The 25662-nt window shown below is 48.0% G+C and carries 23 protein-coding genes and 1 pseudogene; 20 read left to right on the top strand and 4 right to left on the bottom strand.

Annotated elements, in window-relative coordinates:
* Nucleotides 1–30: 30 nt before the first annotated feature.
* Nucleotides 31–1650 (bottom strand): CTP synthase, encoded by a 1620-nt coding sequence (locus tag M1B78_RS03000; RefSeq protein WP_136009990.1) that lies wholly within the window; start codon nt 1648–1650, stop codon nt 31–33.
* A gap of 272 nt (nt 1651–1922) precedes the next feature.
* Here M1B78_RS03000 and M1B78_RS02995 point away from each other — a divergent pair, with 272 nt between their 5' ends.
* The 18 genes from M1B78_RS02995 to M1B78_RS02910 all read left to right on the top strand — a co-directional run bounded on the left by M1B78_RS02995 (nt 1923) and on the right by M1B78_RS02910 (nt 18567).
* Entirely contained in the window at nt 1923–3362 is a 1440-nt protein-coding gene (locus tag M1B78_RS02995) for a DUF3078 domain-containing protein (RefSeq protein ID WP_257939846.1), read from the top strand.
* A gap of 231 nt (nt 3363–3593) precedes the next feature.
* Complete coding sequence (locus M1B78_RS02990; RefSeq protein WP_257939845.1) at nt 3594–4013, top strand: SoxR reducing system RseC family protein; 420 nt, start codon at nt 3594–3596, stop codon at nt 4011–4013.
* A 37-nt stretch (nt 4014–4050) separates the two neighbouring features.
* On the top strand, nt 4051–4953 hold the full coding sequence (locus M1B78_RS02985; protein WP_257939844.1) for a Fe-S cluster domain-containing protein: 903 nt from the start codon (nt 4051–4053) through the stop codon (nt 4951–4953).
* Between the two features lie 60 nt (nt 4954–5013).
* Nucleotides 5014–6351, top strand: coding sequence for an electron transport complex subunit RsxC (rsxC, locus tag M1B78_RS02980; protein ID WP_257939843.1), 1338 nt, complete (start codon nt 5014–5016; stop codon nt 6349–6351).
* Between the two features lie 6 nt (nt 6352–6357).
* Complete coding sequence (locus M1B78_RS02975; RefSeq protein WP_257931849.1) at nt 6358–7350, top strand: RnfABCDGE type electron transport complex subunit D; 993 nt, start codon at nt 6358–6360, stop codon at nt 7348–7350.
* On the top strand, nt 7347–8012 hold the full coding sequence (locus M1B78_RS02970) for an RnfABCDGE type electron transport complex subunit G (RefSeq protein ID WP_136009984.1): 666 nt from the start codon (nt 7347–7349) through the stop codon (nt 8010–8012). Before M1B78_RS02975 ends, M1B78_RS02970 begins: the two co-directional genes overlap by 4 nt.
* Nucleotides 8013–8028: 16 nt before the next feature.
* A complete protein-coding gene (gene rsxE / locus M1B78_RS02965; protein WP_176468688.1) occupies nt 8029–8613 on the top strand; it encodes an electron transport complex subunit RsxE in 585 nt (194 codons plus the stop codon).
* A 68-nt stretch (nt 8614–8681) separates the two neighbouring features.
* The gene (gene rsxA, locus M1B78_RS02960) at nt 8682–9260 is read left to right on the top strand and encodes an electron transport complex subunit RsxA (RefSeq protein WP_136009982.1); all 579 of its coding nucleotides are present in this window, start codon (nt 8682–8684) and stop codon (nt 9258–9260) included.
* Between the two features lie 134 nt (nt 9261–9394).
* Nucleotides 9395–10429, top strand: a complete 1035-nt coding sequence (gene galE / locus M1B78_RS02955; protein ID WP_136009981.1) for a UDP-glucose 4-epimerase GalE — start codon at nt 9395–9397, stop codon at nt 10427–10429.
* Between the two features lie 670 nt (nt 10430–11099).
* A complete protein-coding gene (atpD, locus tag M1B78_RS02950; protein ID WP_136009980.1) occupies nt 11100–12623 on the top strand; it encodes a F0F1 ATP synthase subunit beta in 1524 nt (507 codons plus the stop codon).
* Nucleotides 12624–12644: 21 nt separating this feature from the next.
* Nucleotides 12645–12890: an ATP synthase F1 subunit epsilon gene (gene atpC / locus M1B78_RS02945; protein ID WP_257939842.1), complete on the top strand. Its 246-nt coding sequence runs from the start codon at nt 12645–12647 to the stop codon at nt 12888–12890.
* A gap of 41 nt (nt 12891–12931) precedes the next feature.
* The gene (locus M1B78_RS02940) at nt 12932–13351 is read left to right on the top strand and encodes a hypothetical protein (RefSeq protein ID WP_257939841.1); all 420 of its coding nucleotides are present in this window, start codon (nt 12932–12934) and stop codon (nt 13349–13351) included.
* Nucleotides 13335–14405, top strand: a complete 1071-nt coding sequence (gene atpB / locus M1B78_RS02935; protein ID WP_257939862.1) for a F0F1 ATP synthase subunit A — start codon at nt 13335–13337, stop codon at nt 14403–14405. Before M1B78_RS02940 ends, atpB begins: the two co-directional genes overlap by 17 nt.
* Nucleotides 14406–14479: 74 nt before the next feature.
* Nucleotides 14480–14737: an ATP synthase F0 subunit C gene (atpE, locus tag M1B78_RS02930; RefSeq protein ID WP_176468684.1), complete on the top strand. Its 258-nt coding sequence runs from the start codon at nt 14480–14482 to the stop codon at nt 14735–14737.
* 88 nt (nt 14738–14825) lie between these two features.
* Nucleotides 14826–15332 (top strand): F0F1 ATP synthase subunit B, encoded by a 507-nt coding sequence (gene atpF, locus M1B78_RS02925; protein WP_257931853.1) that lies wholly within the window; start codon nt 14826–14828, stop codon nt 15330–15332.
* Between the two features lie 11 nt (nt 15333–15343).
* Nucleotides 15344–15904: a F0F1 ATP synthase subunit delta gene (locus tag M1B78_RS02920; RefSeq protein ID WP_136009975.1), complete on the top strand. Its 561-nt coding sequence runs from the start codon at nt 15344–15346 to the stop codon at nt 15902–15904.
* A 126-nt stretch (nt 15905–16030) separates the two neighbouring features.
* Complete coding sequence (atpA, locus tag M1B78_RS02915; protein WP_257939861.1) at nt 16031–17614, top strand: F0F1 ATP synthase subunit alpha; 1584 nt, start codon at nt 16031–16033, stop codon at nt 17612–17614.
* 62 nt (nt 17615–17676) lie between these two features.
* Nucleotides 17677–18567 (top strand): F0F1 ATP synthase subunit gamma, encoded by an 891-nt coding sequence (locus M1B78_RS02910; RefSeq protein ID WP_257931855.1) that lies wholly within the window; start codon nt 17677–17679, stop codon nt 18565–18567.
* Nucleotides 18568–18616: 49 nt separating this feature from the next.
* On the opposite strand, the gene M1B78_RS02905 is transcribed toward M1B78_RS02910, so the two are convergent.
* From M1B78_RS02905 to M1B78_RS02895, 3 genes and pseudogenes are all read right to left on the bottom strand, one after another.
* Nucleotides 18617–19516 carry an SDR family oxidoreductase gene (locus tag M1B78_RS02905; protein WP_257939840.1) on the bottom strand — a complete coding sequence of 300 codons (900 nt, stop codon included), beginning with the start codon at nt 19514–19516 and terminating at the stop codon, nt 18617–18619.
* A gap of 84 nt (nt 19517–19600) precedes the next feature.
* Nucleotides 19601–20146 (bottom strand): occludin, encoded by a 546-nt coding sequence (locus tag M1B78_RS02900; RefSeq protein ID WP_136009997.1) that lies wholly within the window; start codon nt 20144–20146, stop codon nt 19601–19603.
* A gap of 177 nt (nt 20147–20323) precedes the next feature.
* Nucleotides 20324–20452 (bottom strand): annotated as a pseudogene (locus M1B78_RS02895) (DNA-binding response regulator); the annotation flags it as partial.
* A gap of 203 nt (nt 20453–20655) precedes the next feature.
* Between M1B78_RS02895 and M1B78_RS02890 the strand changes: the two are divergent.
* Both M1B78_RS02890 and M1B78_RS02885 read left to right on the top strand, forming a co-directional pair.
* Nucleotides 20656–23700 carry a SusC/RagA family TonB-linked outer membrane protein gene (locus M1B78_RS02890; RefSeq protein ID WP_257939839.1) on the top strand — a complete coding sequence of 1015 codons (3045 nt, stop codon included), beginning with the start codon at nt 20656–20658 and terminating at the stop codon, nt 23698–23700.
* A gap of 22 nt (nt 23701–23722) precedes the next feature.
* On the top strand, nt 23723–25459 hold the full coding sequence (locus tag M1B78_RS02885; protein WP_257939838.1) for a RagB/SusD family nutrient uptake outer membrane protein: 1737 nt from the start codon (nt 23723–23725) through the stop codon (nt 25457–25459).
* Nucleotides 25460–25662: the final 203 nt, after the last annotated feature.

Below are 25662 nucleotides of genomic sequence, written 5' to 3'. Positions count from 1 at the left end.
CTTTGTTGATTACAGATTACTATTTACAAATTATTTCTTTTCGTTTTCGTTTTCGATGGCGGCCTTCACGAATGCTACGAACAGCGGGTGCGGATGCAATACCGTACTGCTGTATTCGGGATGGAACTGGGTGCCGACAAACCACTTCAATGCGGGTATCTCGACGATTTCCACCAGGTCTGATTCGGGGTTTATGCCCACACACTTCATGCCTGCCGCCTCGTAGGCATCCTTGAAGCTGTTGTTGAACTCGTAGCGGTGGCGATGACGCTCCTGGATATGTTCGTCTCCGTATGCCTCGTATGCCTTGCTGCCTTGCTGCAGAATACACTCATAGGCACCCAGACGCATGGTTCCACCCATATTGGTGATGGACTTCTGCTCTTCCATGATGTCGATGACATTGTGCGGTGTCTTTTCATCCATCTCACGTGAGTTGGCATCGGCGTAGCCCAATACATTACGGGCAAATTCGATGGCGATGCACTGCATGCCCAGACAGATGCCGAAGGTGGGGATGTCGTGCGTACGCGCATATTTGATGGCTACGAACTTGCCGGCGACGCCGCGTTCGCCGAATCCCGGACCGATAAGCACGCCTGCCATGCCTTTCAGGGCTTCCGCCACATTCTCGTCCGTCAGCTTTTCACTGTTCACGAAGTCCACCGATACCTTGCGGTCGTTGTAGGTTCCTGCTTGTGAAAGGGCCTCGCGGATAGACTTGTAGGCATCCTGCAAGTCATACTTGCCCACCAGTGCGATGTGCAGCGGGGCAGTCTTTTCGGCTTTATGACGGCGTTCGAGGAAAGCACGCCACGGTCCCAGTCCCGGAGTGTCGCCCACGGGAAGCCCCATTTTCTTCAAAATGGTGACGTCCAGCCCCTGGGCCTGCATCAAGATGGGTACTTCGTAGATGGTAGGCGCGTCGATGCTCTGCACCACGGCATTCTCGTCCACATTGCAGAATAGAGCCACCTTCTTGCGCAGGGTGGTGCTCAGCTCGTGCTCCGTACGCAGTACGAGTACATCGGGCTGGATACCGGCACTTTGCAGTTCCTTCACGGAGTGTTGGGTGGGCTTGGTCTTCAGCTCGCCGGCAGCAGCCAGATAGGGAACATAAGTAAGGTGTACGCACAAGGCGTCTTTCCCCAGTTCCCACTTCAGCTGACGGATGCTTTCCAGATAGGGCAGAGACTCTATGTCGCCCACTGTGCCGCCAATCTCGGTAATGACAAAATCGAATTTGTATTTGTTTCCCAACAGTTTCACGTTACGCTTGATTTCGTCTGTAATATGGGGAATAACCTGGATTGTCTTTCCCAGATAGTCGCCCCGGCGCTCTTTGTCGATGACGCTCTTGTAGATGCGTCCGGTAGTGATGTTGTTGGCCTTGGTGGTCTGGATGCCCAGGAAGCGCTCGTAATGGCCCAAGTCGAGGTCGGCTTCATGACCGTCCACGGTAACGTAGCATTCGCCGTGTTCGTATGGGTTCAGTGTACCCGGATCGATGTTGATATACGGGTCAAACTTCTGGATGGTTACCTTGTAACCTCTTGCTTGCAGCAATTTACCGATGGAGGATGAGATGATACCTTTACCTAATGAAGAGGCAACGCCACCGGTGACGAAAATATACTTTGTTTCTCCCACAACTATATTGTTTTATTAATTGTTTAATCTAATGCCAGGAGCCTATACGACTTTGTCCGTTCAGGCTGCATGCTGTTCCCCTCAGTGCGCATGGAACTTAAAAAGCGCAAAATTATAAAAAAAAGAGGAAGTAGAGAAAGTTTCGATGAAACAATTATTAAAAAATACGATTTCATCGAAGAAAGTCCTTCTTGCCTTTTTCTTATGGCTTTTCTATGTTTTCTAAACATTTTAAGCTAAATTTGCGCTCGAAACATAGACTTTAGGGCATTATGAAGAATAGACACATTGCATTTTGGTTGATTGCTACGATGTTTTCTTCGTCGGTGATGGCACAGAATACGCTGGATGCCACCTCGAAGAAGAGTGGACAGGAAATAACAGTAAAAACCGATACTCTGCCGGAGATAATGAAAGAATATATGATTCTGAAATTGAAGCCGGAAGATATGGGCTACAGGCTGGATACGGTTTCCATATTATATGAAAGGTATTTCGGAGTACTGGATTATCTGAATGACCCCACGACCCCGGAACGTTATATACCTTCCAGTCCGAACTACTATAGGTTGTTCCTTCCCCTTACCTATTATTATGCTCCCATGAGACGCCTTTCCAAGGTAGACTGGCGTTTCCAGATGCCCGATACGGTGCCCGCCCTGACGCGCGAGATGCTGCCGTTCGATACGCTGAGCTTCACTTCGAAGGAGCGTGCCAACAAGCTGGTAGACCGCACGTTGCTGAACACGTATGTGGATTGTCCCGGTCTGGTTGTAATGACCGAGAAGCAGGTGATGAAAGGGAGGATATTCAAGGATGATATAGAGAAGGAGGCTTCTTCCAAGCCGTCCGTCGTGAAACTGTTTGCACAAGAGAATATGGTGGGAGTGAAGGAGGAAGCCGACGTGATTATCCACAAGCCCAACTGGTGGGTGACGGGTGGAAACGGTTCATTGCAGATTACCCAGAACTATATCTCCGACAACTGGTACAAGGGAGGTGAGAGCACTAACGCCGTGCTTGCCAACCTGCAATTGTTTGCCAACTATAATGACCGTGAAAAGGTGCAGTGGGAAAATCTGCTCGATGCCAAGCTGGGCTTCAGCTCCGCACCTTCCGACGAGTTTCATAACTATCTGGTAAGTACCGACCAACTCCGGCTGTACAGTAAACTGGGTATTCAGGCTGCGTCCAAGTGGTATTATACCATCACGACTGAGTTTAAGACCCAGTTCTGCAATGGCTACAAGGCCAACAGTGAAGAGCTGGTTTCGGCTTTCTTTGCTCCGGCGGACTGGTCGAGCAGTATCGGTATGGACTACAAGTTGAAGAAGCAGAAATTCAGCTTGTCCGTTTTCATGGCTCCGCTGACGTACATGCTGCGCTATGTAGGAAATAAGGGGGTGAATGAAGTGAGTTTCGGTCTTGATGAGGGCAAATGCGTGAAGCATAACTTCGGTTCGCAGATACAGCCTACACTTTCATGGACCATCATTCCTTCCATCACGCTGGATTCCCGCTTGGACTTCCAGACCAGTTATGAGTGGACACGTATTGAATGGGAAAACACGGTGAACTTTGTGCTGAACCGCTATCTTTCCACCAAGCTCTATGTGCACGCCCGCTATGACGACAGTGCCAAGCCGACGGAAGGGGACAGCTATTTTCAGGTAAAAGAATTGCTCAGCTTCGGTATCAATTACAAATGGTAAATAAACAAATGGTCTGTTCGGAGCGAGCGGATTATATGTTTCAAGTAGTCGGACGGTCTGTTTTTCCTCGACAGGCCGTCTGTTTTTTTGTCTTTTTGTAGTCTGCGGCAAGTGAAAAAACATAAAAACATAGAAAAAGCACGTTTACGAACACAGAAAATGCAGAGGAAAGGCTTGCAGTTCACAAATAATGCGTAAATTTGCCGAGATTTGTAATGCACACTTTGCAAAATGGCGAATACTATAAGACATCAGGGTATTGTGGAAAACATAAGCGGTGTTCATCTCCAAGTGAGAATCATTCAGACTTCAGCATGCGCTTCGTGTAGTGTCAAGGGACATTGCACCTCTGCGGATACGAAAGAGAAACTTGTCGATGTAACCGATGCTCATGCCGCATCCTACCATCCCGGCGACCGCGTATGGGTGACGGGCGAACTTTCAATGGGAGTGATGGCGGTTCTGTTAGCTTTCATATTTCCTTTTCTCATTCTGATAATCTCACTGTTTGTCTTTATGGCCATCTGGGATGACGAACTGCGTTCCGCGCTTTGTTCGCTGTCACTTCTTATACCTTATTATTATATCTTGTGGCTGAACAAGTCGCGGCTGGGTAAGAAATTCTCATTTTCCGTACGACCGATGAATTAACTAATAATAAAACAAATAATTAATAAACAACTAATTTATGAATGTAATTCTGATTGCAGTGATTTCATTGGGAGTTATAGCGCTGGTATCGGCCGCTATTCTTTACGTGGCTTCCAAGAAATTCGCCGTGTATGAAGATCCGCGGATTGCCCAGGTGGCAGAGGTGTTGCCTCAGGCAAATTGCGGTGGATGTGGTTATCCCGGTTGTAGCGGATTTGCAGACGCTTGCGTAAAGGCAGGTTCGCTGGATGGTAAACTTTGTCCGGTGGGCGGGCAGCCCGTCATGACAAAGATTGCCGGCATTCTGGGCTTGGATGCTGCTGCCTCCGAACCTATGGTTGCGGTGGTGAGATGTAATGGAACTTGTGCCAACCGTCCTCGTCTGAACCAATACGACGGTGCCCGGAGTTGTGCCATTGCGGCCTCGCTCTATGGTGGCGAAACGGGTTGTAGTTATGGCTGTCTGGGATGCGGCGACTGTGTGGCTGCCTGCCAGTTCGATGCTATCCGCATGAACCCCGAGACCGGACTTCCCGAAGTGGACGAGGAAAAGTGTACGGCTTGCGGAGCTTGTGCCAAGGCTTGTCCGAAGTCTATCATTGAAATCCGTCCTCAGGGCAAGAAGTCACGCCGTGTATACGTACAGTGCGTAAACAAGGACAAGGGTGCCGTAGCGCGCAAAGCCTGTACGGTGGCATGTATCGGTTGCGGCAAGTGTATGAAGGTTTGCCCGTTCGAGGCTATCACGCTGGAAAACAATCTGGCTTACATCGATCCCAACAAGTGTAAATCCTGCCGCAAGTGCGAAGAGGCTTGTCCGCAAAACACAATCATTGCCCTCAACTTCCCGCCGCGCAAACCGAAGGCTGACGATGCGGCTCCCCAAGCAAAGGTTGCGGCTCCTAAAGCAGAGGTTGAGACTCCCAAAGCAGAGGCTTAGACTTCCCAAGCTGAGGTATGAATTAATAAAGTAAATAAACGACTAAAAATACAGAATTGTATGTTGAAGACATTTTCAATTGGTGGAGTTCATCCACACGAAAATAAACTTTCAGCACATCAGCCTATCATCAAGGCAGAGATTCCGGCCAAGGTCGCTATCTTGCTGGGACAGCACATCGGTGCCCCGGCCAAGCCCATCGTTGCCAAAGGTGATGTTGTGAAAGTGGGTACAAAGATTGCCGAACCCGGCGGCTTTGTATCGGCAGCCATCCATTCGTCTGTCAGCGGAAAGGTCGCTAAGATTGACACGATTGTCGATGCCAGCGGCTACGCCAAGCCTGCCATATTCATTGATGTGGAAGGGGACGAGTGGGAAGAGTCCATTGACCGTTCCGAGATATTGGTAAAGGAATGCAGTCTGACTTCCGAGGAAATCGTGAAGAAAATCGCCGATGCCGGTATCGTAGGTCTGGGCGGTGCATGCTTCCCTGCACAGGTCAAGCTGTGTCCTCCTCCTGCATTCAAGGCAGAATGCGTCATCATCAACGCTGTAGAGTGCGAGCCGTATCTGACCGCCGACCATCAGCTGATGCTGGAACATGCGGAAGAAATTATGGTAGGTGTATCCATTCTGATGAAAGCGGTAAAGGTGAACAAGGCATTTATCGGCATTGAAAACAACAAGCCCGATGCCATCCAGCTGATGACGAAAGTCGCCTCCAGCTATGCCGGTATCGAGGTGGTGCCCTTGAAAGTACAATATCCGCAGGGAGGTGAGAAGCAGTTGATCGATGCAGTCATCAACCGTCAGGTTGCCGCCGGTGCGCTGCCTATCTCCACGGGAGCCGTGGTGCAGAATGTGGGTACCGCATTTGCCGTTTACCAGGCCGTGCAGAAGAACAAGCCTCTGTTCGAGCGTGTCATTACCGTGACCGGCAAGTCTCTGGCCAAGCCGTCCAACTTCCTGGCACGTATCGGCACGCCGATGAAGCAGCTGATTGAAGCCTGCGGCGGCCTGCCCGAAGATACGGGCAAGATTATCGGCGGTGGTCCGATGATGGGTAAAGCCTTGGTGAATACGGATGTTCCGACTGCCAAAGGCAGCTCAGGCATCCTGATTATGAACGAAAAAGAGGCCAAGCGCGGCGAGGCGCAGCCTTGTATCCGTTGTGCCAAGTGTGTGGGAGCCTGCCCGATGGGGCTGGAGCCGTATCTGCTGGCTACCGTTTCGGCCCACGGAGATTTTGAAAGAGTAGAGAAAGAAGACATTATGTCGTGTATCGAATGCGGTTCATGCCAGTTCATTTGTCCTTCCAACCGCCCGATGCTGGATTACATCCGCTTGGGCAAGGGTAAGGTAGGAGCGATGATCCGTGCACGTCAAGCTAAAAAATAACGAAGTATGAATAAATTAATCGTATCCCTTTCGCCCCACGTTCATGGCGGTGACAGCGTGAAGAAGAATATGTACGGTGTGCTTATCGCATTGATTCCGGCATTCCTCGTTTCGCTTTACTTTTTCGGACTGGGTGCGCTGATTGTTACGGCTACTTCCGTAGCAGCCTGCCTGTTCTTTGAATGGGCCATCGGCAAATTCCTTTTGAAAAAAGAGACCACGACCGTTACCGACGGTTCTGCCATCATTACCGGTGTGTTGCTGGCCTTCAACCTGCCTTCCAACCTGCCCGTCTGGATCATCATCCTCGGCGCCTTGTTTGCCATCGGTGTAGGTAAGATGTCTTTCGGAGGTTTGGGTTGCAATCCTTTTAACCCCGCACTGGCAGGACGTGTGTTCCTGCTGCTTTCCTTCCCCGTGCAGATGACGACATGGCCGGCCGTGGGCCAGTTTGCAGCCTATACGGATGCCGTGACGGCCGCTACGCCGCTGGCTGTCATGAAAGGCGTCATCAACGGCGCTCCGGGCATATCATTGAGCGACCTTCCGGGAGCTTTCGACTTGTTGATAGGAAACAATGGAGGATGTCTCGGTGAAGTGAGCGCGTTGGCTCTGCTGTTGGGACTGTTCTATATGTTATGGAAGAAAATCATTACCTGGCATATCCCCGTATCTATTCTGGCGACGGTATTCGTGTTCTCCGGCATCATGTATCTGGTCAATCCGGAACTTTACGTGTCTCCGGTGGTGCAGTTGCTCTCCGGTGGTCTGATGCTGGGTGCTGTCTTCATGGCTACGGACTATGTGACTTCTCCGATGAGCCACAAAGGAATGTTGATTTATGGTGTTTGTATCGGTCTGCTGACTGTCGTAATCCGTCTGTTCGGCGCATATCCTGAAGGTATGTCGTTCGCCATTCTGATTATGAATGCGTTCACTCCGCTCATCAACACCTATGTTAAACCTAAACGCTTTGGGGAGGTAGCGAAGAAGAAATGAAAAAGTTAGAATCATCCTTGAAGAACATGTTGCTGGTACTTACGGGCGTTACCGCAATCTCCGTGGCGCTGCTGGCTTATGTAAACGAACTGACAAAGGAGCCCATCGAGCAGGCCAATGCAAAGACTTTGAGCGATGCCGTAAGTGCGGTAGTTCCGGGTTTTGACAATGACCCTATTGCCGAAAAGAAGATGCAGGAGGTAAACGGAGTGCAGTATGCCGTATATCCTGCCACCAAGGGCGGCGAATATATAGGTGCTGCGGTAGAAGCCACAGCGATGGGATTCGGCGGCGAGCTGAAGGTATTGGTCGGTTTCGATGCCGAAGGCAAAATTATCGACTACTCGTTGTTGTCGCATGCGGAAACTCCGGGTTTGGGCTCCAAAGCTGCCGACTGGTTTAAGAAAGGAAATAGAGGTGACATCACCGGCATGAATCCGGGTGAAGCGGCACTGACAGTGAGCAAGGACGGTGGTAAAGTAGATGCCATTACAGCATCTACCATCACTTCGCGTGCTTTCTTGAGTGCGGTGAATGCGGCATATGCAGCATACGCCGGTCAGGAAACTGCCGACGGCACCACCGGTGCTACCTCCAAGAATGTTGAACAACCTGCTGATTCCGCAGCTCCCGAAGCTGCGGATACACTCGGCGCTAAATAAGAAAGGAGTAGAAGATATGAATAATTTTAAAGTTATGATGAACGGGATTATTAAAGAGAATCCTACGTTTGTACTCCTGCTGGGTATGTGTCCTACACTGGGTACCACTTCCTCTGCCATTAACGGTATGGGTATGGGACTGGCCACGATGTTTGTACTGATATGTTCCAATGTCGTGATTTCAGCCATCAAGAATCTGATTCCCGACATGGTGCGCATCCCTTCCTTCATTGTGGTTATCGCATCGTTCGTAACTCTGTTGCAGATGGTGATGCAGGCATACGTTCCTGCATTGTATGCCACGCTAGGGCTGTTTATTCCGCTGATTGTGGTAAACTGCATCGTACTGGGACGTGCCGAGGCATTTGCCGCCAAAAACAATCCGGTGGCTTCCCTGTTCGACGGTCTGGGTATGGGATTGGGCTTTACCCTTGCGCTGACATTGCTGGGCGCCGTGCGTGAGTTTCTGGGAACCGGCAAGATATTCAACCTGAGTATTCTTCCCGAAGAATACGGCATGCTGGTATTTGTCCTTGCTCCGGGCGCATTCATCGCATTGGGCTACCTCATCGCTTTAATCAACAGTATGAAGAAGGCTTGACAATGGATAATGGATGGTTGATGATGGATAATTGTCAATTGTCAATTTTCAATTAATAAATTAAAGAAATGGAATATATATTGATATTTATCTCGGCAATCTTTGTAAACAACATCGTATTGTCGCAATTTTTGGGAATCTGTCCGTTTCTGGGGGTTTCCAAGAAAGTGGAGACTGCATTGGGCATGTCGGCAGCGGTGGCATTCGTGCTTACCATAGCCACTATCGTGACATTCCTTATTCAGAAGTATGTGCTCGACACTTTTAGTCTGGGCTATTTGCAGACCATTACCTTTATCCTGGTGATTGCCGCGTTGGTGCAGATGGTAGAGATTGTCCTGAAGAAAGTTTCTCCTTCTCTGTATCAGGCCTTGGGCGTGTTCCTGCCGCTGATTACTACCAACTGCTGTATTCTCGGTGTGGCTATCCTTGTTATCCAGAAAGACTACGATTTGCTGACGGGAGTGGTTTATGCGTTCTCCACGGCACTTGGTTTCGGCTTGGCGCTGACACTGTTTGCAGGCTTGCGCGAGCAGATGAGCCTGGTTAGTGTACCGAAAGGTATGCAGGGCACTCCGATTGCTTTGATTACCGCCGGACTGCTGGCAATGGCGTTCATGGGCTTTTCGGGGGTTGTGAAGATTTAAAAGAAGAAAAAACGGAAATAAAGTGAAAGAGGGGGATAAACTAAAATTTATCCCCCTTTTTCTGTTTTTATTAATTTATTTCCTTACATTTGTGGCGTATTGATAACCTAAAAGCTAAATTATCTATATTTAATATGAAAGAGAAAATCTTAGTTACGGGTGGAACCGGTTATATTGGTTCTCACACGGTGGTGGAACTTCAAAACGCAGGTTATGAAGTCGTTATTATTGATAATTTGTCAAACTCCAGCGCAGATGTTGTAGATAACATAGAGAAGGTATCGGGCATCCGTCCTGCATTCGAGAAATTGGATTGCTTGGATTATGCCGGTCTTGACGCTGTGTTTGCTAAATATAAAGGCATTAAAGCCATCATTCACTTTGCGGCCAGTAAAGCTGTAGGTGAGTCTGTCCAGAAACCGTTGCTTTACTATCGTAATAATCTGGTTTCACTGATTAACCTGCTGGAATTGATGCCGAAACACGGAGTGGAAGGTATCGTATTCTCTTCTTCCTGCACGGTTTACGGTCAGCCGGACGAACTTCCGGTAACGGAAAAGGCACCTATCAAGAAAGCCGAGTCTCCGTATGGAAACACGAAGCAGATTAATGAAGAGATTGTTCGTGATACGGTTGCTTCTGGTGCGCCGATAAACGCCATCCTGTTGCGTTACTTCAACCCGATAGGTGCACACCCCACAGCATTGCTGGGAGAGTTGCCTAACGGTGTACCGCAAAACCTGATTCCTTATCTTACCCAGACCGCTATCGGCATCCGTGAGAAACTGAGCGTGTTTGGTGACGATTATGACACTCCCGACGGTTCTTGTATCCGCGACTTCATCAATGTAGTAGATTTGGCCAAAGCACACGTAGTGGCTATTTGCCGTATCTTGGAGAACAAGCAGAAAGAGAAAGTGGAAGTATTCAATGTCGGTACAGGTCGTGGACTTTCCGTATTGGAACTGATTGATGCCTTCGAGAAGGCTACCGGTGTAAAACTGAACTATCAGATAGTTGGCCGGCGTGCCGGTGATATTGAGAAGGTATGGGCCAACCCGGAATTGGCAAACAATGAACTGGGTTGGAAGGCAGAAACAAGTATTGAAGATACTTTACTTTCTGCATGGAAATGGCAGTTGAAGCTTCGTGAAAGAGGTATTCAATGACAAACTTTGAAATTTGTGTTTTTTAATAAATAGGCAATAAACAAATGCCTCCCCGCATTTGTTTATAATGTGCAAATCAACCTGAAGCTATTTATGTATATGTGAATATCCGTAACTAGTACGTATGCCTCCCCGGCATAGACAGGTAAGATTGCATAGTAGTTTTGTCGTGTTTTATTTTGTGTTTGTGTTGTGAATAAGCCTTGTCGAGAGACAAGGCTTATTTTTTTTGAATGCAGGGAAAAGCGGGTAGCTACGGCTGTTCTGTTATAACGCTGTCAAGTAAGGAAAATAGGAAGATTTGCCTGTCAAAAGCGAGTAGGATGAGTTAGGTGGGATTCTATGGATAGTTTATAAACTAATTGTTAATCGAAGTTATAATATCTGTAATGAATTGTTCTAATTGTAACATTAATCGTCCAAATGGCACTTTTTGTTCAAAAAATGCTATATCCGATAACAATTACGCACAATTTGTCTGTACATTTGTGTAGTTGTTTATATAACTATTGGGATGAACAAACCATAGCAGACAAACGTTAATAGGTATGAGTACATGCAGAGCTGATGAAAGACGCGACTTGGCTGACTTATTTATGAGGATATACGCGACTTACAACTTGGCATTGGGAAAAATAATTAAGAAGATATAGAATAAAAAAGATTGCTTATGTCACAGATTGTCGGACATGTCTCGCAGGTAATCGGACCTGTAGTAGACGTTTATTTCGAAGGTACGGAGGCAGAAATGATGTTACCGAGTATTCACGACGCACTGGAAATAAAAAGGTCGAACGGCAGAAGACTGATTGTAGAGGTGCAGCAGCACATTGGTGAAAACACGGTGCGGACTGTTGCCATGGACAGTACGGACGGCCTGCAGAGAGGAATGAAAGTGTATCCGTTGGGAGGACCTATCACCATGCCGATAGGCACACAAATCAAAGGTCGCCTGATGAACGTAGTGGGCGACTCTATTGACGGCATGAAAGAATTGGACCGTACCGGTGCCTATCCCATCCACCGCGACCCCCCTAAATTTGAAGATTTGACTACCGTACAAGAAGTTCTTTATACGGGAATCAAGGTTATCGACCTGCTGGAACCATACAGCAAGGGTGGTAAAATCGGTCTCTTCGGCGGTGCCGGTGTAGGCAAGACCGTGCTTATCCAGGAACTCATCAACAATATTGCGAAGAAGCAGCATGGTTTTTCTGTGTTTGCCGGTGTAGGAGAACGTACACGTGAAGGCAACGACCTGCTGAGGGAAATGATTGAGTCCGGTGTTATCCGCTACGGAGAGGAGTTCAAGAAAGGAATGGAGGAAGGTCACTGGGATTTATCGAAGGTAGACTATGACGAAGTGGCAAAGTCGCAAGTATCCCTGATTTTCGGCCAGATGAACGAGCCTCCCGGTGCGCGTCAGTCAGTGGCATTGTCTGGGTTGACAGTGGCCGAGTCCTTCCGCGACATGGGAGCGGAGACAGACGGTCCGCGTGACATTCTGTTCTTCATCGACAATATCTTCCGTTTCACCCAAGCCGGTTCCGAGGTTTCAGCATTGTTGGGGCGTATGCCTTCTGCTGTGGGCTATCAGCCTACACTGGCTACGGAAATGGGCGCCATGCAGGAGCGTATCACCTCTACAAGAAACGGCTCCATTACTTCCGTGCAGGCTGTATATGTGCCTGCCGATGACTTGACAGACCCGGCACCCGCCACCACTTTTACGCACCTCGATGCCACCACGGTATTGAGCCGTAAGATTACCGAGCTGGGCATTTATCCTGCTGTAGACCCGTTGGAATCCACTTCACGCATTCTTGACCCACACATCGTGGGTGTGGAGCACTATGAAGTGGCACAACGTGTGAAGCAGATACTGCAGCGCAACAAGGAATTGCAGGATATTATCTCTATCCTTGGCATGGAGGAATTGTCGGATGCCGATCGTACGCTGGTGAACCGTGCGCGTCGCGTGCAGCGTTTTCTTTCGCAGCCGTTTGCCGTTGCCGAGCAGTTTACGGGTGTTCCCGGCACAATGGTTTCCATCGAGGACACCATCAAGGGCTTCAAGATGATTCTTGACGGAGAGGTGGATTACCTGCCCGAACCGGCTTTCCTGAATGTGGGAACCATTGAAGAAGCCATTGAGAAAGGCAAGAAACTGCTGGAGCAGGCGAATCGTAAATAGTTAAATCGTAAATAATATCTGATGAAAGGATTACAGCTAAATATAGTATCACCGGAAGAGGAACTCTTTGATGGAGAGGTGGACAGCGTGACACTGCCCGGTGAGATTGGTTCGTTTACCATTCTGCCCCGGCATGCGCCTATTATATCGGCCTTGAGGGCCGGCACGCTGTCTTACGTGACAAAGGACGGCGAAGAGCATAGCAGGGAGATTAACGGTGGTTTTATTGAAATGAACGGTAACAACGTTTCCGTTTGTATAGACTGACCTCCGGTTTAATTGTAAACTTTTAATTATTAATTGGCGAAGTGACTATTACTAAGAGAAACTACTTGTTGCATACGGCACTCTTGACAGCATTGACAGGGATTCTGGGCGGTTGGGCGTATTTTTCAATAAATCCGCACCACTATTTCGGCGGTTATCCGCTGATTCCGTTTTTCTTCTTTGTTTTCGGTGCATTTATGATTAATATGACTGAGAGCTGCCGCCAGCGGATGCCGGGACGGATGTTGCAGATTTATCTGCTGATACGTGTGTTGAGAATGCTGGTTTCGATGATTGTGATGCTGATTTATTGCGTTGTTGTGCAGGAGGAAGCCAGGGCGTTTCTGTTGACGTTTATAGCCAACTATCTGATATATTTGATTTATGATTCCTGGTTCTTCTTCACTTTTGAAGCGGGCAGGAAACCGAAAAAGAAAAGTAATGATGAAAAGATTGCGTGACATACTGACTGTTGTTCTGCTGGCACTGGGCATGCTGCTGCCTGCCACGGTGCGGGCCGGGAGCACGGTGGACGTGAAGGAGATTGTCTTCGGGCATATCGGCGATTCTTACGAATGGCACATCACGACGTGGGGTGAGACTCACGTTACGATTCCGTTGCCGGTAATCGTACATAGCCCGGCTACCGGATGGCATGCCTTCTTATCCTCACGTCTGGAGGAAAATGGCGGAAGTTATGAAGGCTTTTCCATCGCTCCCGCAGGAAGCAAGTACGAAGGCAAACTGGTGGAGCATGATGCCGTCGGAAACGAAACGCGTCCGTTGGACATCTCCATCACGAAGGTGACTCTGGCTTTGCTCATCAACAGTGCATTGCTGCTTGTCATCATTTTGAGTGTGGCGCACTGGTATCGTAAGCACCCGCAGGGAAGTGCCGCTCCCGGTGGTTTCATCGGGTTTATGGAGATGTTCATCATGATGGTGAACGATGATATTATAAAGAGTTGTGTCGGTCCAAAATACCGTAAATTTGCGCCTTACTTGCTGACGGCCTTCTTCTTTATCTTCATCAACAACGTCATGGGGCTGATTCCTTTCTTTCCCGGAGGGGTCAACGTGACGGGAAATATAGCCGTTACGATGGTACTGGCCATCTGTACTTTCTTGGCCGTGAATATCTTTGGAACCAAGACCTATTGGAGAGATATCTTCTGGCCGGACGTACCTTGGTGGCTGAAGGTGCCGGTTCCCATGATGCCGTTTATCGAGTTCTTCGGCATTTTCACCAAGCCGTTTGCTTTGATGATACGTCTTTTTGCCAATATGCTGGCAGGACACATGGCAATGCTGGTGCTTACCTGCCTGATATTCATCTCGGCCGGTATGGGACCTGCTTTGAACGGAACGCTGACCGTAGCATCGGTGTTGTTCAATATCTTTATGAATGCGCTTGAACTGCTGGTTGCCTTTATCCAGGCATACGTGTTCACCATGCTGTCGGCTGTATTCATCGGTCTGGCGCAGGAAGAGCATAAGGAGGAGGCGGTAAAGTGATGAGGTGATAGAAGGATAAAATTGTGTGGGAATATAGAATATGAATAAAAATAATCATTTAAAAACTAAAAGTTATGTTACTATCTGTATTATTGCAAGCTGCTGCGGCAGGTATGGGAGTTAGTAAACTGGGTGCGGCCATTGGCGCCGGTCTGGCTGTTGTTGGTGCTGGTGTAGGTATCGGTAAAATCGGCGGTTCTGCCATGGAGGCCATTGCCCGCCAGCCGGAAGCATCCGGAGATATCCGTATGAACATGATTATTGCCGCTGCCTTGATTGAAGGTGTTGCTTTGTTGGCAGTAGTTGTGTGTTTATTGGTATTCTTTTTATGATGTACAGTCTACCATTTGCAAAGTTTAATTTGTCGTGCGGCATCACTGCGCAGCCAAATTGTAAAATAGTAAAATACTGAATAAGATTATGTCATTGTTATTACCCGATAGTGGTCTGCTTTTTTGGATGCTCCTTTCATTCGGTGTGGTGTTTACGGTGCTTGCCAAGTACGGTTTTCCCGTTATCACCAAGATGGTGGAAGGTCGCAAGACCTACATCGACCAGTCTTTGGAAGTGGCACGCGAAGCGAATGCCCGGCTCTCCAAACTGAAAGAGGAGAGTGAAGCGCTGATTGCTTCTGCCAACAAAGAACAAGGACGCATTCTGCGGGAGGCGATGCATGAGCGTGACAAGATTATCGTCGAAGCACGCAAGCAGGCGGAAGCCGCCGCGCAGAAGGAGCTGGATGAAGTTAGAAAGCAGATACGGCAAGAGAAGGAAGAGGCCATCCGCGATATTCGCCGTCAGGTGGCAGTCTTGTCCGTGGATATAGCCGAGAAGATTATCCGCAAGAATCTGGACGATAAACATGAGCAGATGAAGATGATAGACCGGATGCTGGATGAAGTGCTGGCCGCAAGTAAAAACAATTAATTCTCAAAGAAATGGATATAGGAATCGTTTCGATGCGTTATGCGAAAGCTTTGATGGAATATGCCAAGAGCATGGGGACAGAAGATACGCTGTACAAGGAATTTTGTATGCTCGACCGCAGCTTCAGGAAACATCCGGATTTGCGCATGGCATTGGAAAACCCCATCCTGACGATACGTGAGAAGTTCGCACTTATCTGTACCGCTGCTGTGGGGGATGCTCCTGCCAGCCGTGAGTTTGCACGTTTCATGGCCCTGGTGTTGAAGAACCGGCGGGAAAACCTTCTCCAGTACATCTGCTTGAGCTTTCTGGATTTGTACCGGAAAGACAAGCATATCGGTGTAGGAAGGCTGATAACAGCCGTTCCCGTCAGCCGGGAAGTGCGGGAACGTATCCATGACAGTGCCTCCGCTCTGCTGCATGCCAGCATGGAGTTGCAGACCGAAGTGGATTCCTCTATTGAAGGTGGTTTTATCTTCGACATCAACGACTTCCGTCTGGATGCCAGTATTGCTACGCAGCTTAAGAAAGTGAAACAGCAGTTCATTGATAAGAATAGAAGAATCGTGTGACTTACGATTTGACAATTTGCAATTTGCTATCTAATGGTCTTACGATGCGTAAGTTGCAGAGGTCAAACAGTATGTGGTCCGGATTCTTTCAAAATAGTAAATCGTAAAATAATAAATACTAAGATGTTGTCTGAAAATATAAAAGTAAGCGAAGTCTCCGAAATTCTCCGCAAGCAACTGGAAGGGATTGACACCCGCGTGCAGCTGGACGAGATTGGCACGGTACTGCAAGTCAGTGACGGTGTAGCCCGTATCTATGGGCTGCGCAATGCCGAAGCCAACGAGTTGTTGGAATTCGACAACGGCATCAAGGCCATTGTGATGAACCTTGAAGAAGATAATGTGGGTGCTGTGTTGCTTGGCCCTACGGATAAAATCAAGGAAGGCTTCATTGTGAAGCGTACCAAGCGTATTGCTTCCATCATGGTGGGAGAGGGTATGCTGGGGCGTGTAATAGACCCCTTGGGCGCACCGCTTGACGGCAAAGGGCTGATAGGCGGAGAACTTTATGAAATGCCGCTGGAACGTAAGGCACCGGGAGTTATCTTCCGTCAGCCGGTGAACCAGCCGCTGCAGACCGGTCTGAAGGCTGTGGATGCCATGATACCTATTGGCCGCGGACAGCGTGAGCTGATTATCGGTGACCGCCAGACCGGTAAGACGGGCATTGCCATTGATGCCATCATCAACCAGCGTGCCAATTTTGAAGCAGGTGATCCGGTGTATTGCATTTATGTGGCCATTGGCCAGAAAGGTTCTACCGTAGCTTCTATTGTGAACACCCTGCACCGGTACGGTGCGATGGACTATACCATCGTGGTGGCTGCCACGGCGGGCGACCCGGCCGCATTGCAGTACTATGCCCCCTTTGCAGGAGCAGCCATCGGAGAGTATTTCCGTGATACCGGTCGTCATGCACTGGTGGTCTACGACGACTTGTCCAAGCAGGCAGTGGCCTATCGCGAAGTGTCTCTGATTCTGCGCCGTCCGTCGGGACGTGAGGCATATCCGGGCGACATCTTCTATCTGCACTCCCGTTTGTTGGAACGTGCGGCAAAAATCATCAGTCAGGAGGAAGTGGCGCGGGAGATGAACGACCTGCCGGACAGTCTGAAAGGCAAGGTGAAGGGTGGCGGTTCGCTGACTGCATTGCCCGTCATCGAAACTCAGGCAGGAGACGTATCCGCCTATATCCCGACGAATGTGATTTCAATTACCGACGGGCAGATATTCCTTGATACGAACCTCTTCAATCAGGGCAACCGTCCCGCCATCGACGTGGGCATCTCCGTGAGCCGCGTGGGTGGCAATGCCCAGGTCAAGGCCATGAAGAAGGTGGCGGGCACGCTGAAGATTGACCAGGCGCAATACCGTGAGCTGGAAGCATTTGCCAAGTTCAGTGGCGATATGGACCCCGTGACGGCATTGACCATCGACAAGGGACAGAAGAATACACGCCTGCTGGTACAGCCCCAATACAGCCCCATGCCGGTGGAAAAGCAGATTGCCATTCTTTATTGCGGCACGCACGGCTTGCTGAGGGATGTTCCTTTGGACAAGGTCGGCGAATTTGAACGCAACTTCCTTGAGTCTCTTGAGATGAACTATCGCATGGAGGTGCTCGACGTTTTAAAGACGGGTGTCATCAACGACGATGTCTGCAAGAAGATTGAGGAGACGGCAGAGGCGGTTGCAAGGCAATTCATGTGACCTGCAATCGGATGCAGGCAAAAGTAACCTCAATCGTAAATAACTAAATCGTAAATAAATATATGGCTTCACTGAAAGAGGTAAAAAATAGAATCAGCTCCGTCAAGAGTACACGCCAGATAACATCGGCGATGAAGATGGTGGCATCTGCCAAGCTGCACAAGGTGCAGGGGCGGATTGAGAATATGCTGCCTTATCAACGGAAGCTGAATGAGATTCTGACGAACTTTCTGCGTACGGATGCTTCCTTCCAGTCGCCTTATACCGAGAAAAGGCCCGTGAAGAGGGTAGCGGTCGTGGCGTTTTCGTCCAACAGTTCCTTGTGTGGTGCATTCAACTCGAACGTGGCGAAGATGCTGGAACGGACTTTGGAAGACTACCAGTCGCTGGGCAAGGAGAATATTCTGATATATCCCGTTGGGAGAAAGGTGGAGGAAGCCGTCAGGAAGATGGGATATGTGTCGCAAGGCAGCTTTCAGGTGATGGCGGACAAGCCTTCGTATGTCGAAGCGTACGGACTGGCAGAGAAGCTGATGCGGGAGTTTGTGGAAAAGCGGATTGACCATGTGGAACTGATTTATCATCACTTCAAGTCGATGGGTTCGCAGGTGTTGTTCCGTGAGAATTATCTGCCCATTGACCTGACACAAGTGGTGCAGGAGGCGGAGGAGGGTATGCCGGAAGATGCCCGCAGTTTTAATAATGACTATATCGTGGAGCCTTCCGTCGGTGAGCTGATAGCGGAACTCCTGCCCAAGGTGTTGAGCCAGAAGATATTTACCGTACTTCTTGATTCCAACACTTCGGAACATGCTGCCCGCATGCTTGCCATGCAGACGGCGACGGACAACGCCAACGAGCTGATTCAGGATTTGACGAAGCAGTATAACAAGAGCCGCCAGCAGGCCATTACGAATGAGCTGCTCGATATTATCGGCGGTAGCTTGAAATAGCCCGGATTGCTCCGTAAAGGGAATCTGCTGCCATCCGAGCCTGCATTATTCACCATCCGAACATCAGCTTTATTCCTTCATCCAGCGTGTGTGGCCGATACTCCAGTTCCTGGCGTGCCTTTTCTATACTCAGTCCGCTGAAACGGGGACGTGGCGTCTTTTCATTCATCTCCTTTGTGGTGACGGGACGGATGAGCGAGCGATTCAGCCCCAATACGTCCGCTACCCGATAAGCGATGTCTGCAATGGTCAGGCACTCGCTGCCACAGAGGTGGTAGATGCCGTTTTGCGGGTGGTTTATCAGTTTCTCCACTCCTTGCGACACGTCTCCCACGAAGGTGGGCGTACGCCATTGGTCGGCCACGACGAACACTTCCTCATTGCTCCTTAATCTGTTTGCCACCAGTTGGAGCACATTGCCATGCTGTCCGGGCAGGGCAGCACCGTACACCACCACTACACGGACGATGGCATAATTCCCGCAAACGGCAGCGATGCGTTTCTCACCTTCCAGTTTGGTGTAGCCGTAATAATTGACAGGAGCGGGAATATCCTCCTCCGTATAGAGCCGGTCTGCATCACCACCGAAAACGAAATCGGTGGAAAGATGGATAAAACGGCTGCCTCCCGCCTCACAGCATTCTGCCAGATGCTCCACGGCAGTAATGTTGACGGCATCCGCTTCTGCATGGTGTGTTTCGCAATAATCGGGGACGGAAAGGGCGGAGGTATTGATTACGACATCCGGCCGTACTTCCTGTAAAAGCTTTTCCACTGCGGATCGGTTGCATATGTCCGTACGGATAAAGCGATAGTCGCCCGAATGAGGACAGATGTCATCGTGCAGGGAACAGCCCGTTGCCTGATAAGCCTGATTGCGGGACAAATCGTCCAGGATGCGTCTGCCGGTAAAACCGTTGGCGCCTATCACCAGTATTTTCCTTTTCATAATTACGTTTATAAATGCGTGATTGAAGACAGACAAAAGAAGCATGCTGGGGCTGCCAGAGTCACATTGTCACTTCGGCCCCTTTCAATATGGATAGTTCCTTCCCTGCTGCACTTCGATGCGTATGCCAAAGGCTCCGTTGGCCGATTTCAGCTCGAACGCCCCTTTGAAATTGTTCTTTTCCCAAGGCAGTGCGGAAGGGTTGGGCACTCGCCATCCGTCTTTGTCATATTCGCCGTAGGTATGGATGCGCATGCCGTTCTTCAAAGTGAAACTTCCCATCTGCAGGTTGTCAGTAGAGCCCCAGAAGCCCGTCAGTCCGAAGGGGTTCGAACTGAAATACCGGGAGTTGCTGAGTGAGAATATGTTCGAAAGACCTTGTGAATAAGTCATGTTCGGGTTCAACCGGAAGATGCGGCTGTAGTCCTTGCTGGCATCCGGTATCTCCAAAGTAAATTTAGGAAGAGTGGGGGCGGACAGATTCATCAGTCCCATATCCAGCAGGAAGCCGTCGTAATTTTTTACGGTTGCCGGTAGGCCGCTTATCGTGTCGGTCGCCACTTCTTCTTGTGCATGGACGGACAAAGTGCCTGTAAATAAGACAAGGACGCAAAGCAGCATCCGTTTTATCATTCCATTTTGGTACATAATTATTATTCTATATTATTATAATCTTTGCCGTTTTATAATTGATTCATTGGGTTTCAAATACAAAGGTAGTTGGAATATATGAGACTTTAATCTTTCTAAAGAATAAAGTTACTACAAAATTCAATTATAAATGAGAAAGCTTTATTAAAGAGAGTTTCAGCCGTTGATGATCCGTTTGTAGCCTATTCCCCTCATATTAGCAATACAGATGTACTCGTTTCCAGCCAGCTTGCGCCTCAGTTTTGTGATGAACACGTGCTGGCTACGGGTGTTGAAGATGGTATCCAAAGCAACTTTAGATATTACGATATTATTCTATGTTTTTTATATATTTTTTTAATAGGGGTATTGTAATTATTAAATATTTGTATAATTTTGCGCTGATTATTAACAAATGGTAGGTCTCTCTGCTTTAGAAAGAACGGATAAGTGTGTTTTATTTGTTGATAATCAAAATTATACATATTTATTAACCCAAAGTAATACTTATGAAAGTTGAAAGATTAACTCTGACTGGCAAGTATGTCTTGCTTGCAGGTGCCTTGGGAATATTTTCCATACCAGTGTCTGCTACTCTGGCAGATGCGGTAAATTTGCTGCCTGCAATTACACAACAAACCACGAAAATCAAAGGTAAGGTTTTGGACAATAATGGGGAAACCATTATTGGTGCCAATGTATTGGTGAAAGGTACAACTAATGGTACCATTACGAATCTGGATGGAGAATATGAATTGAATGCACCGGTAGGCGCCACGTTGGTCGTATCTTATATTGGATATAAGACTATCGAGGTGGCTGCGACCTCTGGAACGCAAATTGTCAAGTTGGCAGAGGACACCGAAACATTGGACGAGGTAGTCGTTGTGGGTTATACTACCCAACGCAAGGAGAGTTTGACAGGAGCCATGAGCACTGTGAAGAGTGACAAACTGAAGGACATCACTACTCCTTCTGTGGAAAATATGCTGAACGGCAAGGTGCCGGGCGTATATGTGGCTCCGGGTTCTGGACAACCAGGTTCTAATGGTGCCGTAGTGATTCGCGGACAAGCTTCGTTGAGCGGTGGTACACAGCCCTTGTGGGTTATCGACGGTGTTATCGTAGGTAGTAGTGCCGGTGATTTGAACCCTGCTGACATTGAAAGTATGACCGTTTTGAAAGATGCCGCTTCGACTGCTATTTATGGTTCGGAAGGTGCCAACGGTGTGATTGTAGTCACTACCAAGAAAGGGCGTGAAGGCAAATTGAATGTAAGTGCATCCGTCAAGATGGGTATAAGTACTGTGAACAACGGTAATCTGGAAGTGATGAACGGTGCCGAGTTGTACGATTATTACGCTTCTTTCCAGAATGTTAACGAAATTGCGTTTACCCGCTGGAATCCTGAACTGCGCAACAGTAATTTTAACTGGTGGGATTTGGCTACCAAGACCGGTTTCACGCAAGATTATCACGTCTCAATCTCTGGAGGTTCAGACAAACTCCAGTCTTACTTATCTGTTGGCTACTACGATGAAGAAGGAGCTGTAAAGGGATATGACTATAAGCGATACAGCTTCCGTACGCGTACCACCTATAAGCCGTTCAACTGGTTAACAGTAAAACCGTCATTGAGTGGTTCTCGCCGTGACATTTACGACCAGCAATATTCTGTTACCGCCATGTATTCCATGTTCCCTTGGGATAGTCCGTATGACAAAAATGGAGAATTGGTGCCTCATCGTTATAGTGGATGGGTAAATGCGCAGAATACCAACTATTTGCTGGACTTAAGCTATGGCAACTATGGAGAATCTACCAACTATGAGTTCATGGGTAACTTTGACTTCGACATTCGTCTTACAGACTGGTTGACATTCACCTCTGTAAACAATTACCGCTACCTTTCTTATTCTTTACATAGCTATACAGACCCGCGCTCAAATGGCGGTTCCGGTGTGGATGGACGTTTGTATGAATATCGCAGTGAAGTGGTGCGCCGCTATACCAACCAGAACTTGATGGTGAGCAAAATGTTCGGTAAGCACTCTATCAACGGTCACGTATCCTACGAGTTTAAGGACTACACGGCCAAGACCTTTGCAGGAAACGGTACAGGGTTTATTCCCGGTTTCCAGGTGATGGACGTTACTGCCATTCCTGAATCTATTGGAGGTGCACGCACTGAATGGGCTGTACAATCTTATTTTACCAACTGGAAATACACTTATGACAATAAATATTTGGGAGAAGTGATGTTTCGTCGTGATGGTGCTTCCAATTTGGGAGACAATGCCAAGTATGGTAATTTGTTCTCTGTCAGTGCCGGTTGGATTATTAACCGTGAAGACTGGTTCAACGCAGATTGGGTGGACAATCTGAAACTCCGTGCATCCTACGGTTCTGTAGGTAACCGTCCCAGTTCACTTTATCCGCAGTACGACCTTTATTCCGTTTCTTCCAGCTATAACGAACAGGCAGGAGCTTTGATTTCTGTCATCGGGAACAAAGACCTGACTTGGGAGAAAACTTTCACCACCGGTATTGGTGTGGATGGTGCGTTCCTTGACAATCGTCTGCACATGACTTTTGATTACTATCTGAAGAACACCGATAACATTCTCTACAATGTGCCCGTTACTGGTTTGACTGGTGTAACATCCATCTACAAGAATATCGGTAAGATGCGTAATACCGGTTTTGAACTTTCCGTAGGTGGCGACATTATCCACAACAAAGACTGGAACTGGAACGTAGAGTTCAACGTCGCTACCAACAAAAACGAGTTGAAAGACCTCTATGCACAGAAGCAAGCTGACGGCAGTTATGCCATAGTTCCCGTTATCATTAGCGATGGTAGTTCCATTGCCGGTACCATCAACAGACGTCTGGAGGTGGGTGAACCTATCGACACTTATTATGGAAAAGAATGGGCAGGTGTAAATTCTGAAAACGGTGCCCCGATGTGGTACATGGACGATGAGAACGGTAATAAAGTAACGACATCCAATTATTCGGAAGCAGACTATTACAAACTGGGTACAGCCAATCCGAAAGTATTCGGTGGATTCTCTACTTCTTTATCATGGAAGAACTTCGACCTGAGTGCTGTATTCGGCTATTCTCTCGGTGGACAAATCTACAACTACTCACGTCAGGAATATGACTCGGACGGTACTTATACCGACCGTAACCAAATGAAATTGCAAAAGGGCTGGAGCCGTTGGGAAAAACCGGGTGACATTGCTACACACCCTGTGGCCAAATACAACAATTCCGACAAGGGTAATTCCGCATCTTCACGTTATTTGGAAGATAGCGATTATCTGAAGTTACGCTCACTGACTCTGAGCTATAACTTCGTTTTGAAGAAATACGGTATACAGAACCTCCGTCTTTCTCTCTCGGGCGAGAACCTGTTTACCGTTACAGATTATTCCGGAGTTGACCCTGAGATTCCTGCATCCGATGGTTCCGTTATGGGAACTGCCGGTCCGGCGGTTTATCCGTCTGTTCGTAGATTCATGCTTGGTCTAAATGTTACATTCTAATCTAAAAAAAGGAAAATAAACAATGAAAAAGATACTAGCCATCGCACTTGTTGCAGCAACTGCATTGACAAGTTGCGACATTGAAAGACTGCCATATGGTTCTATGTCTGCTGAGCAAATCACCAGCGACCCTTCTGCATCCTTGGATGCCTTGATGAATGGAGTATATGCACAATTGAAGACATGGTCCGACCCTATGCACCGTTGCGGTGAATACGCCGGAGACAACATGATGATTCGTGGTAGTTCCACGGATGCTTTCTTTGAATTCATCTCATACTCTCGTACTCCCAACAACTATCGTCTCCAGAACTTTTGGGACTATGGTTACAAAGGTATCGCACAGGCTTCGAACATCATCAACATGATTGAAGAAGGACAAAGTGAAGAAATCGACAACCAACTGGGCGAATGCTATTACGTGCGCGGTATGCTCTACTTCTATTTTGTACGTGCATATGGACGTCCATACTATCAGGCACCGGAAAAAAATTTGGGTGTGCCCATTGTAAACGGTACTCCTGACAACATCATGACAGACTTGTTTATGGAAGACCGTGCTACCGTGAAGGAGACTTACGAACAAGTTATTAGTGACTTGAAGAAAGCCGAAGAAATGCTGACTATAGACAAAGGTCCTGCTTACGCTTCAAAAGGTGCCGCACAAGCCATGCTGTCACGTGTGTACCTGTACATGAGCGGTACTTATGAAAACCCGAATCAAGAATATGCACGCTTGGCTGTGGAATATGCCGACAAGGTAATCAATTCCGGTGATTATAGCCTGTTGAATCGTGACCAATTCATGAAATACAATACCCTTACGCCGGAAAACAACGACGAATCTATCTTCGTGGTAAAACGTGTGGCTTCCGAATTCTCGGGATATGACCATTACTACGGTATCGGTGGTATGTATGCCAACATTGGCGGTATGGGATGGGGCGAAATGTATGCCAGTGCCAAATACATCGACTTGCTGAATGAGACAGGTCGTAACGACTGGCGTCCGGACCATTATAGAATTGTAGATGCACGCGCTGCTTTCATCGAACCGACGTATGAAGATGGGAATAAATTGGTGTTCCGTTTCATCAAAAAAGAACAAGAAAAAGGCTCCGACCCTATATTGAACTACGCACAATTCGATGCAGAACGCAATGGGGCTACAGTGACTTGCAAAGATGCAGAGAAGAACTCTTATACACTGACTCCTGTCAACGAAGAAGAGGAAATCTACGAAATCAATTATGGTGGAGCAACCTACCAAGGAGTATTGGACTACTATATTTCTCTGAACCGTGTATATCCGCAATTCTATATCACCAAGTGTTCTCGTGAGGGTGAAGATTCACATCTCCATTCTCCCATCATCAGCCGGTTGGGCGAGATTTACCTGAACCGCGCGGAAGCGTACGCTAAATTGGGACAATATAGCCAGGCTTTGACTGACCTGAACACAATTCGTGAACGTTCTATTCCGGGAGCTGGCTATGTATCGTTGGATGAAGAGGATGCTGCCGAAAGAATCGACAAAGAGCGTCAATTGGAATTGGCGTATCAGGCAGAACGTAGCTATGATGTATTCCGTAACGGCAAGCCTTTGACTCGTCGTTTCCCGGGTCCGCACAAACAGTTTGAAGACGTTTCGGCTACTGACTATCGTGTGACTTATTACATTCCGCAAGATGCTATCAACGCTTATCCGGGTACTTTAACCCAGAACCCGACAGACAATGGCGGAGTGGTACTCAACTAATAGGAATATAACAGTTTTGCATTACATTATTTCACAATTCTAACCTTGAATCGAGTGGTTGCCCATTTTGTGGGCAGCCACTTTTTGTTTTTCATTAATCAAAATCAGTAGAGGACTATGAATTGTAATACGGCAATAAACGCTGTGTTTCTATTATTGGCAAGCATTTGTGTGCAGGCGCAAGGAAGTTTTATTATTGAAGG

The organism is Bacteroides muris (ex Fokt et al. 2023), assembly GCF_024704895.1.
Classification (GTDB): Bacteria; Bacteroidota; Bacteroidia; order Bacteroidales; family Bacteroidaceae; genus Bacteroides; species Bacteroides muris.
Note: the sequence above shows the minus strand (reverse complement) of the source record. Positions and strands in the feature narration are given on the sequence as shown.

What these genes read in the sequence shown, in the direction of transcription:
- rsxE (WP_176468688.1), top strand. Translation starts at nt 8,029, where the DNA reads ATGAATAATTTTAAAGTTATGATGAACGGGATTATTAAAGAGAATCCT.
- galE (WP_136009981.1), top strand. Translation starts at nt 9,395, where the DNA reads ATGAAAGAGAAAATCTTAGTTACGGGTGGAACCGGTTATATTGGTTCT.
- M1B78_RS02995 (WP_257939846.1), top strand. Translation starts at nt 1,923, where the DNA reads ATGAAGAATAGACACATTGCATTTTGGTTGATTGCTACGATGTTTTCT.
- M1B78_RS02985 (WP_257939844.1), top strand. Translation starts at nt 4,051, where the DNA reads ATGAATGTAATTCTGATTGCAGTGATTTCATTGGGAGTTATAGCGCTG.
- M1B78_RS02975 (WP_257931849.1), top strand. Translation starts at nt 6,358, where the DNA reads ATGAATAAATTAATCGTATCCCTTTCGCCCCACGTTCATGGCGGTGAC.
- atpD (WP_136009980.1), top strand. Translation starts at nt 11,100, where the DNA reads ATGTCACAGATTGTCGGACATGTCTCGCAGGTAATCGGACCTGTAGTA.
- rsxA (WP_136009982.1), top strand. Translation starts at nt 8,682, where the DNA reads ATGGAATATATATTGATATTTATCTCGGCAATCTTTGTAAACAACATC.
- atpE (WP_176468684.1), top strand. Translation starts at nt 14,480, where the DNA reads ATGTTACTATCTGTATTATTGCAAGCTGCTGCGGCAGGTATGGGAGTT.
- M1B78_RS02970 (WP_136009984.1), top strand. Translation starts at nt 7,347, where the DNA reads ATGAAAAAGTTAGAATCATCCTTGAAGAACATGTTGCTGGTACTTACG.
- atpB (WP_257939862.1), top strand. Translation starts at nt 13,335, where the DNA reads ATGAAAAGATTGCGTGACATACTGACTGTTGTTCTGCTGGCACTGGGC.
- atpC (WP_257939842.1), top strand. Translation starts at nt 12,645, where the DNA reads ATGAAAGGATTACAGCTAAATATAGTATCACCGGAAGAGGAACTCTTT.
- atpF (WP_257931853.1), top strand. Translation starts at nt 14,826, where the DNA reads ATGTCATTGTTATTACCCGATAGTGGTCTGCTTTTTTGGATGCTCCTT.
- M1B78_RS02905 (WP_257939840.1), bottom strand. Translation starts at nt 19,516, where the DNA reads ATGAAAAGGAAAATACTGGTGATAGGCGCCAACGGTTTTACCGGCAGA.
- M1B78_RS02990 (WP_257939845.1), top strand. Translation starts at nt 3,594, where the DNA reads ATGGCGAATACTATAAGACATCAGGGTATTGTGGAAAACATAAGCGGT.
- rsxC (WP_257939843.1), top strand. Translation starts at nt 5,014, where the DNA reads ATGTTGAAGACATTTTCAATTGGTGGAGTTCATCCACACGAAAATAAA.
- M1B78_RS02920 (WP_136009975.1), top strand. Translation starts at nt 15,344, where the DNA reads ATGGATATAGGAATCGTTTCGATGCGTTATGCGAAAGCTTTGATGGAA.
- M1B78_RS02910 (WP_257931855.1), top strand. Translation starts at nt 17,677, where the DNA reads ATGGCTTCACTGAAAGAGGTAAAAAATAGAATCAGCTCCGTCAAGAGT.
- M1B78_RS02890 (WP_257939839.1), top strand. Translation starts at nt 20,656, where the DNA reads ATGAAAGTTGAAAGATTAACTCTGACTGGCAAGTATGTCTTGCTTGCA.
- M1B78_RS02885 (WP_257939838.1), top strand. Translation starts at nt 23,723, where the DNA reads ATGAAAAAGATACTAGCCATCGCACTTGTTGCAGCAACTGCATTGACA.